Below are 14,819 nucleotides of genomic sequence, written 5' to 3' on the forward strand. Positions count from 1 at the left end.
GACGCGGCGGTCAGAACTGTACGCGCGGAGGCTCGGCGATGGCGTTCGCGTCGGCGACCTCGAAGAACTCGCGTGCGCTGAACCCGAGGCGCTTGGCGAACAGGTTGTTCGGGAACACCCGGATCTTCGTGTTGAACTCGCGTACTCCGCCGTTGTAGAAGCGGCGGGCGGCCTGGATCTTGTCTTCGGTGTCGACCAGATCGGACTGCAGGCGCAGGAAGTTCTGGCTCGCCTGCAACTGCGGGTACGCCTCGGCGACCGCGAAGATGCTCTTCAGCGCCTGCTGGATGTGGTTCTCGGCGGCGGACGCCTCTGCCGGTCCCTGCGCGGAGAGCGTCTCGGCGCGCGCCTTGGTGACGTCTTCGAAGACGGTCTTCTCGTGTGCGGCGTAGCCCTTGACGGTCTCGATCAGGTTGGGGATCAGATCGGCACGCCGCTTGAGCTGCACGGTGATGTCGCTCCACGCCTCGTCGACGCGCACGTTCAGCGTGACGAGCGAGTTGTACATCGCCCAGAAGTAGATGCCGATGATCACCAGAATCACGACGATGATGATGACGGGGATCAGCCATTCCATGGCGGGCTACTCCTTGCGAGCGTGGGCGGGCGTGTCAGCGCGACACCCGGTCATCCTACCGGCGCGCCGCCGACACTCTGCGCGTTCCCACGACTCTCGGAGCTAGGCCGTGGCAGGTGCACAGCGAAGGGTCGTGGCGGGCGGGTTCAGGCCAGTTCTACCGGCGGCTTTCGATGCCGACCGGCATGCTCAACCGGCGCTGCCTGCGCCCACGCGCACCGGGCCAAGAACGGATCGCAGGTAGCGGTTCTCGAACACCCCGGCGGGGTCCAGCCGGTCGCGCACCGCCACGAAGTCGTCGAAGCGCGGGTACGCCGGCCGCAGGTCGTCGGCCGTGCGCGTGTGCATCTTGCCCCAGTGCGGTCGTCCGTCATGAGAGCGCATGATGGCCTCGACCGCGGCGAAATACTCCTTGGGGTCCTCACGGTGGTAGCGGTGCACCGCGATGTAGCCGGTGTCGCGACCGTAGGCGGTGGACATCCAGTTGTCGTCCGCGGCCGCCGAACGGACCTCGACCGGGAACGAGATGCGCCAGCCCCGGGAGCGGATGAGCGCATCCACCTCGCGCACGGCGTGCGGCACCGCCTCGCGCGGCAGGGCGTATTCCATCTCCCGGAAACGCACCGAGCGGTCGCTGACGAAGACACGGGGCGAGTCGTCGGTGAAGTCGCCATTGCCCATCAGGCGTGCCGCGAGACGATTCACCGGCGGAACCATGGCAGGAAAGACCGAGCCGAACGCACAGATCGCTCGATAGGCCCCATTCGCGACCAGTTCGTCGTCGACCCAGGAACCGAACCGGGGGCGCGGATGCCGGTCCGCGTCGGCGGGCAGGCGCGTGTTCGTCTTCGTGACCGCCGTGTCGGTGTGCGGAAACCAGTAGAACTCGAAGTGGTCCTCGTTCGCTGACCGGTCGAGGTAGGCATCCAGAACCTCCCCGAGCGGTTCGGAGCGCTCAACGGCGTGCAGCAGAAAAGCGGGCACGCACTGGATGGTGAGGTCGACGAGCACGCCGAGTGCGCCGAGCCCGAGACGCACCGCAGGCAGCAGCTCGGCGTTCTCGGTCTCGTTCACGCTCAGGAGGGATCCGTCGCCGGTGACGAGCGTCGCGCCCGCGATCTGCGTGGCCAGCCCGCCGAATCGGCCTCCCGTGCCGTGCGTACCGGTCGAGGTGGCGCCTGCGATCGTCTGCCGGTCGATGTCGCCCATGTTCTCCAGGGCCAGCCCGTACGGCTCCAGAAGCTCGGGGAGCCGGTACAGATTCGTGCCTGCGCCGAGCGTGACCCGAGCGGATGCCTCATCGACCGCGAGCACGCCGCTCAGCTCATGCAGGTCCAGCTGCACGCCCGGCGCGACCGCGACTCCTGAGAAGCTGTGCCCCGCACCGATCGGCTTGACATGCAGCCCGCGCGTCGCCGCCGCCACGACCGCGCGTTGCACGGCACCGGCATCCTTCGGTCGCTCGACTCGAGCGGGACGGATCTTCTCGCTGCGTCCCCAGTTGCGCCACAGCGCTCCCGTCCTGGCTGCGCCGCTCACAGGAAGGCCTTCCCATCGCCGCGGTAGGTGGGCACGGAGCCGACGACCTCGCCGCCTTCGACGAGGACGAACTCGTTCACGTGCTCGCTCAGCTCCCCGGACTTCGTGTGCCGGAACCACACCCGGTCGCCTGTGCGCAGCCCCGCGGCGTTCGGGCCGCTCACCGGCGTCTGCACCTCGCCTGCCATCTCCGGCGGCGCCATCCGCAGTCCGGTGGGCCAGACGATGGAAGGCAGCCTGTCGGCGGCAGGCGGGCCGGATGCCACCCATCCGCCGCCCAGGATCGTGGCACTCCCCGCTTGCGCTTTGCGCACCACGTCGAGGGCGAACGCGGCCGCCGGCGCAGGCGAGAACGAGCGGTAGTTGTCGAACAGGTGGCCCCCGAGCAGCCCGCTGCCCGCCCCGATCTCGGTGACGGAGGGATCTGACGAGGTGAACTCGAGCGAGCCGGTTCCGCCGCCGTTGACGAACTCGAGCTCGGCGACGCGACGCACTGCTGCGACGGCGGCCGCCCTGCGCTCCAGGAGTTCCGCCTTCGAGTTGCGCTGCATCCAGCGCACGGTGGCCGCGTAGCCGGGCCGGCCGGCGGGCGCGTCGCCTTGGCCAGCGATCTGCGCCTCGTACGCCATCATGCCGACGAGCGTGAACCCCGGTCGCGCCGCGATGTGTACCGCCAGTTTCTCAGCGTCATGCGGCGTGTGTACGGGAGAGCGGAAGACGCCGATGCGGCCGATGGGGCCGAGCCAGGAGGCATCCAGTTCGAGGGCGACGCGAACGCTCTCGCGATCGCCGGGCGCTGCGACGCTGTCGATGAGGTCGAGGTGATCGACCGAATCGATCATGAGGGTGACGCGTGAGGAGAGCTCCGGCGAGGTCGCGAGGCGGTGGATGGCGGAGCGGGCAGCCGTCGGGTATCCGACGACGACGTCATCGATCGGCTCGTGCTCGTTGTCCCCCTCCGCCAGCCACAGCGCCTCTGGCAGCGTGTACGCGAGCACGCCGCGGAACCCGGGCAGCGCCAGTGCGGCCTCGACGACGGCTCGCACGCGCACGGACTTCGAGGCGATGCGGATGGGGGTTCCGCCCGCTCGGCGGAGCATGTCGTGCGCGTTGGCCCGCAACGCGTCGAGCTCGAGCACGGCGACCGGCGCGTCGAGGTGAGCGGTCGCCGCGGTCAGCGACGGCCAATACAGCGCAGGGTTCCCCCAGCGTCGTCGGGATGCCTGCGGCGGCAGCGAGAGGTCGATGGCGGAAGAGCGCATTTCGGGGCTTTCGTGCTGGGCTTGCTGGGCGATGACCGTCATCAGCGCACCGACTTCACTCGGGAGACGGCGACGGCGCCTGCGAAGGCGAACACCGCGGCCATGATGAACAGGCCCGCGAAACCTGCCACGAACACCAGCAGCGCGCCGAGCAACGGCGCTGCCGCCTGCGGCACAGCGGTCGCGATGTTCATGATGCCGAGATCCTTTCCGCGTGTTTCCGGGTCGGGGAGCACCTGGGTCGCGAGCGCCTGGTCGACCGCCAGGAAGCATCCGTAGCCGAGGCCGAGCAGGCCGGCGGCGATCATCGTGACCCCGAACGTCGGCACGAACGCCAGGATCAGCGCGGCCAGTGCCTGGAGCGTCGAGGACAGGAACACGAACGCCTTGCGTCTGCCCAGCACGTCGGAGAGCTTGCCGAGACCCAGTGCGGCCGCGATCACGAAGACCATGTAGATGAGCGTGAGCACGACGAGGTCGTCCTGCGCCTGCTTGTCGTGCAGCCCGAACTCGAGGAAGTACAGCAGCAGCGTCGTACCGAACGCGTTGCCGAAGTTCACCAGGATGCGGCTCAGCAGCGTCCAGCCGAAGTCCGGGTAGCGCTTCGGGCTGATCCACAGCGAGTCCATCATGGCCGCCAGCGACCACGGCGCCCGCTGGCTGGGCAGCAGCACGGCATCCGGGATGAACAGGAACGGGATCACGAACACGATGAGCAGCACAGCCATCGCCGCGTAGCCGAGAAACGTGCCCAGTGCGAGCATCGTGACGAGCAGGATGCCGGCGATGATACCGATCGCCTGCGGAGCCGACAACCAGCCCGAGACGTAACCGCGCTGGTCGACCGGAACCTGGTCGCTGATGGTGGCGGTGAGTGCCGCCGTGAGCACGCAGAACCCGATCAGCGCGAAGCACCAGAAGACTCCGATGCCGGCCATGGTGTTCTGCACGCCGAGCAGCAGCAGCGAGACCGCGAAGATCAACGCGCCCGCTGCTATCCAAGGCCTTCTGCGGCCGAACCGGCTCGTGGTGCGGTCGGAGAGCGCGCCCGTCACCGGAAAGGCGACGATGGCGCAGAGAGCGGAGATGCCGGAGATGATGCCGAACGCGATCACGTTCTGCACCCAGTCATCCGTCTTCAACTGATTCTGGATCTGCGAGGGCAGCAGCAGCTGGATGGGCGTGAGCTGCGCCATCCAGACGCCGAACCAGGCGAGTGCGAAGGCGGCGATCCAGCGTCCGCCGACGCGCCGGACCGGCTCGGCGAAGACGGCGACCGTCAGCGGAGCGTCGTCCGCCGTCGCGTTGTCCGCGCTCATGCACGTGCTCCCATGGCGCTGGTGCGATCTTCATGCGGCCGCACATCCACGGCTTCGGCGACCGGCTCGCTCAGCCGCGCGACGGCATCCGCTGCGAAATCGATGAGCCGATGGGCGGCCGCGTCGTCACGGGTCGCCAGCCACGTCGACGTGAGTCCGTCGGTGAGTCCGACCAGCAGGCGTCCGATCTCGTCGACCGGCCGCAGCCAGCGGGCGCCGACCAGTTCTGCCGCGGTCTCGAGCGAGGCGACGGCGAGGGCAAAGTAGCTCTCGTACTGCAGCCGCGCGAGGTGCTCAGCGCCCGGCGTGCGCTGCGAGTACTGCGCCAGCTCGTACATCGCCCGCTCGTGATCGGGGTCGGCAACGACTCCGGCGAAGTAGTGCTGTAGGCCGCCGCGCAGCGCCTCGCGCATGTCAGCGGGAGCGGATGCCGGCACCATCGCGGGCAGGATCGAGCGCTCTTCCTGCTCCACGACGTGCTTCACCACCTCGCGCATCAGCTCGTCGCGGGATTCGAAGGCGTAGTGGAACGATGCCTGCGGCATGCCGGCATCCGCGGAGATCGCGCGCGTCGTGGCGGCCGAGACCCCCTCCCGCGCGATCACCCGCAGTGCGGCGCTGACGAGGGCGGCTCGTCGCTCGGAGACCGACATGCGCGTCATGCGCCGGGCCGTTCGGGTTGCGATGTGGTGTGCTGCATGATGGCTCCTGCTCCTCGTCGAACAGAGACAACGAGATCGACGGGTACCCGTCCGCCGAACTTGGTCAGTTGACCAAGTATGCATCATCCAAGATCGAACCGCACCCCTGCGCCGCACCGAAGGTGTGCCAATCCTTGCTGGATACGACGCGCAACGTGTGATGTGCTTCCGACATGTCCGAACAGAATGTTCCGGTACCGGGTCAGCATGCGGATGAGCCGCACCGCGTCGGCCTCGCGCAGCGGCTGAACTGGCTGCGAGCCGGGGTGCTGGGCGCCAACGACGGAATCGTGTCGGTGGCGGCGATCGTCGTCGGTGTCGCGGGTGCGACACCCAGCATCGGCCCGATCGTCGTCGCCGGTCTTGCAGCGCTCGTGGGCGGAGCCGTTTCGATGGCGCTCGGAGAATACGTCTCGGTGTCCAGCCAGCGCGACAGCCAACGCGCGCTGATCGCGAAGGAGACCGAGGAGCTCGCCACCATGCCCGAGGAGGAGTTCGAGGAGCTTGCCGGTCTGTACCGGGCGAAGGGGCTCTCGGAGAAGACCGCGTACCTGGTGGCGACCGAGCTGACCGAACACGACGCCCTCCGGGCGCACCTGTCAGCGGAGCTCGACATCGACCCCGACGACGTCGTCAGTCCTTGGCATGCGGCCCTGGCGTCGGCGCTGTCGTTCTTCGTCGGCGGCGCGCTCCCGATGCTGACGATCCTGCTCCCGGCGGCGTACCGCATCCCGATCACGTTCGCCGCGGTCATCGTGGCGCTCGGACTCACCGGATACGCCGCCGCAGCGATCGGCGGAAGCCCGCGCTGGAGAGCCGCATTCCGTGTCGTGATCGGCGGAGCCATCGCGCTGGCGGCCACCTTCGTCATCGGCCGGATCTTCCACACCTCAGGCGTGTGAGGCGCGCCAGGGAGTGGGCTCGATGCGCCTACGCTCCCCCGGCACTCACGATGAAGTCCGTCACGAAGCCCGCGATCAGCCCGATCATGACCCCGACATAGAGCGTGTAGCCGCGGCTCATCTTGAGCGCGACTCCGATCAGCTGCACGAGCACGTAGATGATCGACCCTGCGGCGAGCGCCAGGAAGACCAGGCCGAGCGCGTCGTTGACCACGACGCTGCCGAGCAGGGTTCCGACCAAGGTGGGGCCACCGCCGATCACACCGAGAATCGCCAGTTGACGCCAGCGCGGCCGTACTGACGACGCCGCCATCGGCGCGGTGATACCGAAGCCCTCCGTCGCGTTGTGCAGGGCGAAGCCGATGACGAGGGTGACCGCGAGCTGCAACTGGCCAGAAGCGGCCGACTGGCCGATCGCAAGACCTTCGGAGAAGTTGTGCAGCCCGATGCCCACCGCGATGAGGAACGCGAGCCTGCTGGCCGGGTCGCCGAGCCGGAGCACGCCATGGATCGGCACGTGCAGCTCGCGAGGTCTCCGCGCGATCCAGCGGTCGTAGGCGACGAGCCCGATGAGCCCCATGGCAATGCCTGCGAACAACAGCGCCGCGAGCCCGGCGAACGGCCACCAGGACCGGCCGTCCGTCGCTGCGGTGAGCGCGGCATCCACCGGGTCGACGGCGTGCGCGAGCACGTCCCAGAGCAGGAAGAGCAGGACCCCGATGGTGATGGCGTTGAGGAGTGCCCGCAGACCCGCGCCGCGTGCTGGAAGCCTTCCGATCGGAAGACCGATGAAGATCGTCCCACCCGCGATGATGCCCATCACGATGACGGTCCCTGTGGTCACGCACACTCTCTTTCGCCGGGAAGCTTAGGCATACCTAACCTAGTGGACGGAATGCACTCCTCCGTACCGCGGGTCTCCTCGTGAGCCGGAGAGTCCCTGTGTGCGTGACTTATGAGCTGCTGACGAGAACGTTGTGAGACGCGGCCAACCGCGGACTCTTGTTCGTTCCTGTGGGTGCTGAGCGTGCGATGGGTTCATGACGGTTCTCGCTCCGCGCAGCATACGAGTGCCGTCTCGCCCGCACGGGAACCCGCCAGAGGCACCGGACCATCGTCTCCGGCGTCGCGCCCTGTTCTCCCTCGGGTTCCCAGCTGCCGCGCTGGGTGCGGCGCTGCTGGTGTGGTTCCGCTTGCCTCCGGTGGCGCACGACACTCTGTGGGCCGAAGACGGCCGGCTGTTCCTCTTCGGTGCGGAGCAACACGGACCCTTCGGCGCGACGTTCGTCCCCTACGCCGGTTACCTCCAGTTCGTCCCGCGCCTGATCGCCGGAGCGGTGGTGCGGTGGCTACCCGCAGCCGATTGGGCGCTGGGGATGGCCGCGGGCGCGTGCCTGGTCACCGGAGCGATCGCGTGCATCGTCTTCGTGGCCTCGCGCGACGTGCTGTCAAGCCGAACCCTGCGCGTGATCCTGGCCTCCGTCGTCGTGCTGCTTCCGCTCGGCCCCCGCGACGTTCTCGGCACCCCGACGAACCTGCACTCCCTGCTCATGTGGATGCTGTTCTGGCTGCTCCTCTTCACGCCCCGCACCCGAGGCGGTGCCGTCACCATGAGCCTGATCGGCCTCGCCGCCGCACTCAGCGAGATCCAGGCCGTCTTCCTTCTCCCCCTGCTGGTTCCGGCGACACGCAGGCGACACGGGTGGCTCCTCGTCTCCGGGCCGGTGATCGGAATTGCCACGCAGCTCGTCGTCACCCTCCTGGCGCCGCGAAGCCTGCCGACCGCAGCACAGGACTCGCCCCTCTCGATCGCGGAGGGATACCTGATCAACGCGATCGTTCCCGACCTCATGCCGCAGAGCCAGGTCGGGCGGTTCGTGGCGACCGGAGGCCTGATCCTCGCCGTGGCCATCGTCGCGCTGCTCGCCGGGCTGGTGGCCGTCGCCTGGCGTCACGCCCTTGCGCGGCAACGCCTGGGCATCCTCGCGGCGGCAACCCTCTCGATCGTCGTCTGGACGGCATCCGTCGTGGACAACCCCGCTCCGTTCTACGACTACGCAGCGCTCTCGCACAGTCAGCTGCTGCACGTCTGGCTGACCAGGTACGGCGTGGTCCCGGAATGCTGTTGATCAGCATCGCGCTCGTCGCCACCGACGTGCTGCTTCGCCGGCGCCGGCACCCGACCGATCGAGCACCGGATGGCCATCCAAGGCGACGGTCCGGAAGCAATCTGACTACCCGAGCGCCTATGGTGCCGGTACCTCCGACGACGACGATCCTGGGCATGTCCTGACTCCTCGCTGTCAGTGGGTCGGGTGCGCCGCGGCTCCCATCTGATGCTGGGCGATGCGCCGGTCGCGCGCAATCGTGACGAGGATGATCGCGATGCCGAGCAGGGCGACCGAGGCGTTCGCGGCGGTGAGAGCGATCGCCTCACCGACGGTAGCGCCTTCGAGATGGGCGACGTGGAAGAAGAAGTGCGGCACGGCGAAGATCGAGTAGGCCAGCGCCGCGGGGATGACGAAGTGTGCCTTCGGCTTGAAGAAGGCGATGCCGAGCAGGAGCGCGATGCCGAGGGTCGCGCCGCCGAAGTCGCGGGCGTAGTGCTCGCTGAACGGCGGGGTCAGGTCAACGGTCGGGAAGTAGCGGTAGAAGGTCTCGGGAGAGATCGCGTTCCACGCGCCGACCACGAGTTCGTCGAGGAACAAGATGGCGAGTCCGATTCGGATGAAGACGGTCATTGGGGTTTCTCTTTCTCCCAGGGCGGCACGGTCGGTGCGTGTCCGCGCTCCGCGTCGTGTGGGTGTCACTGGATATGACCGCGTAGGGCGTCCTTTCGTGAGGACGCCCCCATGACCTCACATCGCGAGGCCCTGCCCGGTCGTGACTGATGAGACCGGCAGACGAAGCCAAACGAAGGAAGCCAGATGCACACCGCCGCGCGATCAAGCCATAGACACCCTCGATGGGGACTCGCTGGTGCGCTCGTGCTGTCACTCGTGCTGATCGTCCTGTTGCCCGCGCAGAGGGCTTCGGCGCATAGCCCGCTGGAGTCGAGCACCCCCGAAGCCGGGGCGAGCATCGCGACGATGCCCGCGCAGATCGAGCTGACGTTCGGAGCAGCCGTGCAGGACGTCGGGGTGACCGTCGTGCTGGCCGACGAGCAGGGGGCGATTGGACTGCGGGACCTGCGATTGTGGAGGACGAGACGGTCGTCTCCTCGCCGGTCAAGCCCAACGCCCCCGAGGGCCGGTACGAGATTCGATGGAGCGTTGTCTCCGCCGACGGCGCCCCGATGTCGGGCGTCATCCGGTTCACGCTGGGGACCGCGGTCGCGGACATCAATCCTCTCGACACGGTATTGACAGCCGCGGACGCGTCCTGGGTGCTCGTGGGTGCATGCGCCGTCGTCGGTGCGCTGCTGGTCTACATGGTCTATGGACTCATAACGGTCTACGGACGTCACGAAAAGAAGGCCGCTATCGGCCAGAAGGAGATGCGTCATGAGTAACACCGAGCGCCGCCTGGCGACCGCCGTCCTGGTGATCGGCACCGGCGGGTCGGGGCTTCGGGCCGCGATCGAGCTCGCGGAGAGCGGCGTCGATGTGATCGCCGTCGGAAAGCGCCCTCGCCTGGATGCGCACACCTCCCTCGCAGCCGGGGCATCAACGCCGCTCTGGGCACGATGGACCCGGCGGATACCTGGCAGCAGCACGCCGCCGACACGATCAAGGAGAGCTACTTCCTTGCCAACCCGCACACCGTCGAGGTCGTCACCCGCGGCGCGGAGGAAGGCATCCGCGATCTCGAACGGTACGGGATGGCCTTCGCACGGGAGGCGGACGGGCGAATCTCCCAACGATTCTTCGGCGCCCACACCTGGCGTCGCACCGCGTTCGCCGGCGACTACACCGGCCTGGAGATCCAGCGCGCGCTCGTCGCTCGCGTCGAGCAGCTTCGTGTGCCAATCCTCGACGGCATCTACATCACGCGGCTTCTGGTCCGTGACAATGCGGTGTTCGGCGCCTACGGGTTCGATATCGCGGACGGAACCGGCTACCTGATCCACGCCGATGCGGTGATCCTCGCCGCGGGCGGGCACAACCGCATCTGGCGGCGCACTTCGTCGCGCCGCGACGAGAACACCGGTGACTCGTTCCGGCTGGCAGTGGATGCGGGAGCCCGGCTGCGAGACGCCGAGCTCGTGCAGTTCCATCCCTCGGGCGTCCTGGAACCGGAGAACGCGGCCGGGACGCTCATCTCCGAGGCCGCGCGCGGCGAGGGCGGCATCCTCCGCAACGCGCTCGGTGAGCGCTTCATGGAGCGCTACGACCCCGAGCGCATGGAGTTGTCGACTCGTGATCGTGTCGCTCTGGCCGCGTACACCGAGATCAAGGAGGGCCGCGGCACCGAGAAGGGCGGGGTCTGGCTCGACGTCTCGCATCTGCCGCGGGAGACGATCATGCAGCGGCTTCCCCGCGTCTATCAGACGATGATGGAGCTGCAGATGCTCGACATCACCCGCGACCCGATCGAGATCGCCCCGACCGCCCACTACTCGATGGGTGGGGTCTGGGTTCGCCCGGAGGACCACGGCTCCGACGTCGACGGGCTCTACGCGATCGGCGAAGCGTCGAGCGGGCTCCACGGCGCCAACCGCCTCGGCGGGAACTCGCTGATCGAGTTGCTTGTCTACGGGCGGATCGTCGGGCAGGCGGCGGCCTCCTACTCGGCATCGCTGTCAGAGCAACGCCGGTCGAATGGAGCGACCACGGATGCTCGTGCCGAGGTCGACTCGCTCCTTGCTGGTGACGGCACGGAGAACGTCCGTGCGCTGCAGCGGGCGATCCGCAACACGATGACCGAGCATGCCGGCCTCGTCCGGGACGAGACCGGCCTGACAGCGGGTCTCGATGACATCGCCGCGATCGACGAGCGGATGGAGAACATCGGCATCCATCCCGACATCGCCGGCTTCCAAGACCTCGCGCACGCCTTCGACCTGAAAGCCTCCCTGATCGCCGCTCGGGCGACTCTGGAGTCCGCCAGAGAACGGCGCGAGACCCGCGGATGCCACAACCGCAGCGACTACCCGGACCTCGACCCCTCGCTCCAGGTCAACCTCGTCTGGTCACCGACGAGCGGCGTGACCCACGAAGCAATCCCGCCTGTGCCCGAGGAGATCACTGAGCTCATCCGAGACGTCTCCACCGTCGGGAAGCTCGTCGAATAGACGCCCCCTGGGGCCGACGGAGGTCCCTTGACCTCGCTCGCCTCATTATCAAACGCGACGCCCGTCGCACTCGCACAGGGACGACATCTGGTCGTCCAGAATGGAGCACCAGAAATGGCTGAATCTGACCCCAACATCCGCCTGCTGGATCAGGCCCACCTCGATCAGGGGTTCGGCCCGTCGCACGTGATGACGGTGACCATCGAGCTCGAACCCGGTTCGGCCGGCTCGCCGCCGCACCGGCATTCCGGCCCGGTGTTCGGGTATCTCGTCGAGGGCGAGCTCATTTTCGAGCTCGAGGGTGAGCCGGAGCGCGTCATCCGTGCCGGAGAGGCGTTCTGGGAGCCCGGTGGCGACGTCATCCACTACCAGGCCGCCAACAACCTCACCGACGCCCGTACCGTCTTCGTCGCGGTGATGGTCTGCGCGCCGGATCAGGAGATGCTGACCTACGTGAGCACCGAGGAGCTGGCGGCGCGGGCGCACCTGCGTCATCCGCGTCCGGCGGCTTGACACACGAGGAGGGCGGGAGCACGGTTCAGCCGTGCTCCCGCCTGCCTTCACGTCATGCCCGAGGGAAACCCTCGCGCCAGGTCGGGTACATCGGGGTCCAGCCAGCGGTGCGGGCCTTCGTGTTGGAGGCGCCACGACCCAGCGGAGCGCCTTCGGGTAGGTCCGCGATTGTCGGCGCGGGGGCGCCGAGCCCGGCGGCGTATGCGGGAAGCCACTCGGTGGCGGGCGCGGGCTCGTCATCGACGATGTTGTAGGCCCCATCGGGCCAGTCGATGGCCTGGACGGTCGCGGCGATCACATCGTCGATGTGGACGAAGGAGGTGATCGCCGGGGTGGCGGGGACAAGGCCGGCTGTGACGGCGTTTGCCATGCGGGCGCCCGGCGCGTACCACGTGTCGGGTCCGTAGAGCATGCCGTAGCGGAGCACCGTCGCGTGGGGAAGGCGACACACGAGGTCTTCCATCACCTCGATCGGTGAGCCAGCCTGGATCGAGTCGTCCTCGACGGCCGGGGCGCTGCCTTCTTCATACGCCCACGCGATGCTCTGGACCATCATGCGGCCCACATCCGCGGCCTGCGCCGCGGCGACCAGGTTCGCGGTTCCCGCACGTCGGAGCCGGGCGTTAGCCTCGGTGTCGAAGTCGCTCAGGTCGGTCAGCTCGTGCAGGATGAGGTCGGGCGCGGCGTCTGCCACGGCGGCTGTCAGGTGAGGGGCGTCGTAGACGTCGACCACGACGGGGCGCGCGCCTCGATCTCTGAGGTAGTCGATGTTCTCCGCGCGACGCGTCGTCGCGGTGATGTCATGTCCCGCCTCGGCAAGCACCGGGATCAGTCGGCTTCCGATGACGCCGGAGCCGCCGGCGAGGAAGATGCGCATGGGTTGTCCTTTCTCATACGAGGTTCGAGGGGTCAGATGTGTTGACCTTTGCGGTGATGGGAGGTCAGCGGGTTTGCGCGGCGAGCCATTCATCGAAGGGCTGCCGCCCAAGTCGCGTCCCCGCCTTCGGCAGCAGGGAGCCGTCCCGCATTCCACGGCCCCAGGCTCCGGGGATCGAGAGCTCGATGACGGGCCGGCGCTGGCCGGTCGCGGCAAGGTAGCGCCGGACGAGGTCGGCCATCCTTTCCTCCCGTGGGCCGGCGAGCTCGGGTTCGATCCCGCGAGGATCGCCGGACGCGATGGCGACGAGCTCGGCGGCGACCTCGGTGGCCGCGATCGGCTGCGACCGCATCTTCGGAACCCCCTGGAACGGGCCGAGCTTGCCGTGAGCCACGAGCTGACGAGCGAACTCGTGGAACTGCGTCGTGCGCAGCAGCGACCAGCCTCCCGGCTCTGCTCGCAGGATTTCCTCCTGGGCAGCCTTGCCCGCGTAGTAGTTCGCGTTCACCTTGGCGGCGCCGATGATGGAGATCGCGACGTGATGGGGCACGCCCGCCGCACGCTCAGCGGCAAGCAGGTTCCGCGTCACGGTCGTGAAGAACTCGACCGACTCCTTCGTGGACGTGCTGCTCGTCGCGGACGCGTCGATGACCGCCGACGCGCCTCGTAGCGCTTCCGTGAGTCCGGCGCCGCTGATGAGGTCGACGCCCGTCTCTCGACTGATCGACACCGGCTCGTGACCGGCGGCGCGAACCGCCTCGACGACCTGTGTTCCCAGGGAGCCGGTCGCACCGGCGACGACGATCTTCATCGTGTCACCCCCGCGACCTCGGCCTGCTTCGGGAACGGGAGATGATGGGAGAGGGGTTTTGCGTTCATACCCTCCAGGACAGCGCAGGCGACCCGGATGTGAGGTCTCTCCCTCACAAATCGGCCGGCAGCCCGGTCAGATAGTCGAAAGGAGGACGCGATGACCCCCCAAGAACGTGGCGCGCTGCATGCTGAGGTGCTGGGCGAGCGACGGCACCTGGTCTCCCTCGCGTTCCGGATGCTCGGCACCGTCGCCGAGGCCGAAGACGCGGTGCAGGAGACCTACATCCGTTGGTACCGGCTCAGTCAGGCCGAACGCGATGCGATCGAGGTTCCACGAGCCTGGTTGACCCGCGTCGCCAGCCGGGTCTGCCTGAACGTCCTCGACTCCGCACGACGCAGGCGTGAGCGATACGTCGGGCCGTGGCTTCCAGAGCCGGTTCCGGCTTACGCGTTCCCCGCTGCGACGGACGCCGGCGAAGACCCGCTCGAACGCGTCACGCTAGACGAGTCGATCAGCACCGCTTTGCTCGTCGTGCTGGAGGCCATGACACCAGCGGAACGGGTCTCGTTCGTTCTGCACGACGTGTTCGCGATGCCCTTCGACGAGATTGCCGAGATCGTCGGACGCACCCCCGCGGCATGCCGGCAGCTCGCCACCTCGGCTCGCCGACGTGTGCAACAGAGCCGCAGCCGTCGCGTCTCGCGTGCCGAGCACGACGAAGTAGTCAGAGCGTTCGCGGCGGCGGCACGGACAGGAGACATCGCCAGTCTCATCACCGTCCTCGACCCGGACGTGGTACTTCGCTCCGATGGCGGCGGCATCGTCACCGCTGCACGCAACCCGGTCTTCGGCGCAGACAAGGTGGCCCGATTCCTGTTCGGCGCGCTGAAAAAGAACCCGAAAGCGGCCGTCCTGGACCAGGAGACCCCGGACGGGCTCGGGTTCGCACTCTGGGACGAAGGCCGGATCATCGGCGTCGTCAGCCTCGATGTCGTTGCCGGGCTCGTGACCGATGTGCGACTGATGATGAACCCGGACAAGCTCACGCTCTGGAACTGAACCTCACATCCCATCGGGGTATC

The 14,819-nt window shown here is 68.0% G+C and carries 14 protein-coding genes and 2 pseudogenes; 7 read left to right on the top strand and 9 right to left on the bottom strand.

The annotated features are described in order from the left end of the window. Window positions 1-10: 10 nt before the first annotated feature. From ACYVI5_RS11475 to ACYVI5_RS11495, 5 genes are all read right to left on the bottom strand, one after another. Entirely contained in the window at window positions 11-577 is a 567-nt protein-coding gene (locus ACYVI5_RS11475; protein ID WP_460534590.1) for a LemA family protein, read from the bottom strand. A gap of 189 nt (window positions 578-766) precedes the next feature. Further along, window positions 767-2,116, bottom strand: coding sequence for an FAD-binding oxidoreductase (locus ACYVI5_RS11480; RefSeq protein WP_460580278.1), 1,350 nt, complete (start codon window positions 2,114-2,116; stop codon window positions 767-769). After that, complete coding sequence (locus tag ACYVI5_RS11485) at window positions 2,113-3,378, bottom strand: alanine racemase (RefSeq protein WP_460580595.1); 1,266 nt, start codon at window positions 3,376-3,378, stop codon at window positions 2,113-2,115. The genes ACYVI5_RS11480 and ACYVI5_RS11485 overlap by 4 nt, the downstream gene beginning before the upstream one ends. Before the next feature lie 41 nt (window positions 3,379-3,419). After that, window positions 3,420-4,697, bottom strand: a complete 1,278-nt coding sequence (locus ACYVI5_RS11490; protein WP_460580279.1) for an MFS transporter — start codon at window positions 4,695-4,697, stop codon at window positions 3,420-3,422. Continuing rightward, the gene (locus ACYVI5_RS11495; protein WP_460580280.1) at window positions 4,694-5,359 is read right to left on the bottom strand and encodes a TetR/AcrR family transcriptional regulator; all 666 of its coding nucleotides are present in this window, start codon (window positions 5,357-5,359) and stop codon (window positions 4,694-4,696) included. The genes ACYVI5_RS11490 and ACYVI5_RS11495 overlap by 4 nt, the downstream gene beginning before the upstream one ends. A 212-nt stretch (window positions 5,360-5,571) precedes the next feature. On the opposite strand from ACYVI5_RS11495, the gene ACYVI5_RS11500 reads away from it, so the two are divergent. After that, on the top strand, window positions 5,572-6,300 hold the full coding sequence (locus ACYVI5_RS11500; protein WP_460580281.1) for a VIT1/CCC1 transporter family protein: 729 nt from the start codon (window positions 5,572-5,574) through the stop codon (window positions 6,298-6,300). A 28-nt stretch (window positions 6,301-6,328) separates the two neighbouring features. On the opposite strand, the gene ACYVI5_RS11505 is transcribed toward ACYVI5_RS11500, so the two are convergent. After that, window positions 6,329-7,144 (bottom strand): ZIP family metal transporter, encoded by an 816-nt coding sequence (locus tag ACYVI5_RS11505; RefSeq protein ID WP_460580282.1) that lies wholly within the window; start codon window positions 7,142-7,144, stop codon window positions 6,329-6,331. A gap of 196 nt (window positions 7,145-7,340) precedes the next feature. Between ACYVI5_RS11505 and ACYVI5_RS11510 the strand changes: the two genes are divergently transcribed. Then, the gene (locus tag ACYVI5_RS11510) at window positions 7,341-8,429 is read left to right on the top strand and encodes a hypothetical protein (protein ID WP_460580283.1); all 1,089 of its coding nucleotides are present in this window, start codon (window positions 7,341-7,343) and stop codon (window positions 8,427-8,429) included. Between the two features lie 174 nt (window positions 8,430-8,603). Here ACYVI5_RS11510 and ACYVI5_RS11515 read toward each other — a convergent pair whose 3' ends face one another. Further along, window positions 8,604-9,041, bottom strand: coding sequence for a hypothetical protein (locus ACYVI5_RS11515; RefSeq protein WP_460580284.1), 438 nt, complete (start codon window positions 9,039-9,041; stop codon window positions 8,604-8,606). 186 nt (window positions 9,042-9,227) lie between these two features. On the opposite strand from ACYVI5_RS11515, the pseudogene ACYVI5_RS11520 reads away from it, so the two are divergent. From ACYVI5_RS11520 to ACYVI5_RS11535, 4 genes and pseudogenes are all read left to right on the top strand, one after another. Continuing rightward, window positions 9,228-9,476: pseudogene (locus ACYVI5_RS11520) on the top strand (copper resistance protein CopC); the annotation flags it as partial. Window positions 9,477-9,496: 20 nt separating this feature from the next. Next, on the top strand, window positions 9,497-9,811 hold the full coding sequence (locus ACYVI5_RS11525) for a copper resistance protein CopC (protein WP_460580285.1): 315 nt from the start codon (window positions 9,497-9,499) through the stop codon (window positions 9,809-9,811). Beyond that, a pseudogene (locus ACYVI5_RS11530) lies at window positions 9,804-11,533 on the top strand (L-aspartate oxidase). The gene ACYVI5_RS11525 and the pseudogene ACYVI5_RS11530 overlap by 8 nt, the downstream one beginning before the upstream one ends. 114 nt (window positions 11,534-11,647) lie before the next feature. Continuing rightward, window positions 11,648-12,046, top strand: coding sequence for a cupin domain-containing protein (locus ACYVI5_RS11535; RefSeq protein WP_460580286.1), 399 nt, complete (start codon window positions 11,648-11,650; stop codon window positions 12,044-12,046). Window positions 12,047-12,098: 52 nt separating this feature from the next. Here ACYVI5_RS11535 and ACYVI5_RS11540 read toward each other — a convergent pair whose 3' ends face one another. Next, a complete protein-coding gene (locus ACYVI5_RS11540) occupies window positions 12,099-12,923 on the bottom strand; it encodes an NAD-dependent epimerase/dehydratase family protein (RefSeq protein WP_460580287.1) in 825 nt (274 codons plus the stop codon). Between the two features lie 64 nt (window positions 12,924-12,987). Then, complete coding sequence (locus ACYVI5_RS11545; protein WP_460580288.1) at window positions 12,988-13,734, bottom strand: SDR family oxidoreductase; 747 nt, start codon at window positions 13,732-13,734, stop codon at window positions 12,988-12,990. Between the two features lie 159 nt (window positions 13,735-13,893). On the opposite strand from ACYVI5_RS11545, the gene sigJ reads away from it, so the two are divergent. Continuing rightward, complete coding sequence (sigJ, locus tag ACYVI5_RS11550) at window positions 13,894-14,796, top strand: sigma-70 family RNA polymerase sigma factor family protein (protein ID WP_460580289.1); 903 nt, start codon at window positions 13,894-13,896, stop codon at window positions 14,794-14,796. The last annotated feature ends 23 nt before the right edge of the window (window positions 14,797-14,819 follow it).

The sequence above is a fragment of the Humibacter ginsengisoli genome, assembly GCF_054780095.1.

Coding starts and splice junctions, on each gene's coding strand:
- ACYVI5_RS11475 (WP_460534590.1), bottom strand. CDS start 577: ATGGAATGGCTGATCCCCGTCATCATCATCGTCGTGATTCTGGTGATC.
- ACYVI5_RS11485 (WP_460580595.1), bottom strand. CDS start 3,378: ATGCGCTCTTCCGCCATCGACCTCTCGCTGCCGCCGCAGGCATCCCGA.
- ACYVI5_RS11490 (WP_460580279.1), bottom strand. CDS start 4,697: ATGAGCGCGGACAACGCGACGGCGGACGACGCTCCGCTGACGGTCGCC.
- ACYVI5_RS11495 (WP_460580280.1), bottom strand. CDS start 5,359: ATGACGCGCATGTCGGTCTCCGAGCGACGAGCCGCCCTCGTCAGCGCC.
- ACYVI5_RS11500 (WP_460580281.1), top strand. CDS start 5,572: ATGTCCGAACAGAATGTTCCGGTACCGGGTCAGCATGCGGATGAGCCG.
- ACYVI5_RS11510 (WP_460580283.1), top strand. CDS start 7,341: ATGACGGTTCTCGCTCCGCGCAGCATACGAGTGCCGTCTCGCCCGCAC.
- ACYVI5_RS11515 (WP_460580284.1), bottom strand. CDS start 9,041: ATGACCGTCTTCATCCGAATCGGACTCGCCATCTTGTTCCTCGACGAA.
- ACYVI5_RS11535 (WP_460580286.1), top strand. CDS start 11,648: ATGGCTGAATCTGACCCCAACATCCGCCTGCTGGATCAGGCCCACCTC.
- ACYVI5_RS11540 (WP_460580287.1), bottom strand. CDS start 12,923: ATGCGCATCTTCCTCGCCGGCGGCTCCGGCGTCATCGGAAGCCGACTG.
- ACYVI5_RS11545 (WP_460580288.1), bottom strand. CDS start 13,734: ATGAAGATCGTCGTCGCCGGTGCGACCGGCTCCCTGGGAACACAGGTC.
- sigJ (WP_460580289.1), top strand. CDS start 13,894: ATGACCCCCCAAGAACGTGGCGCGCTGCATGCTGAGGTGCTGGGCGAG.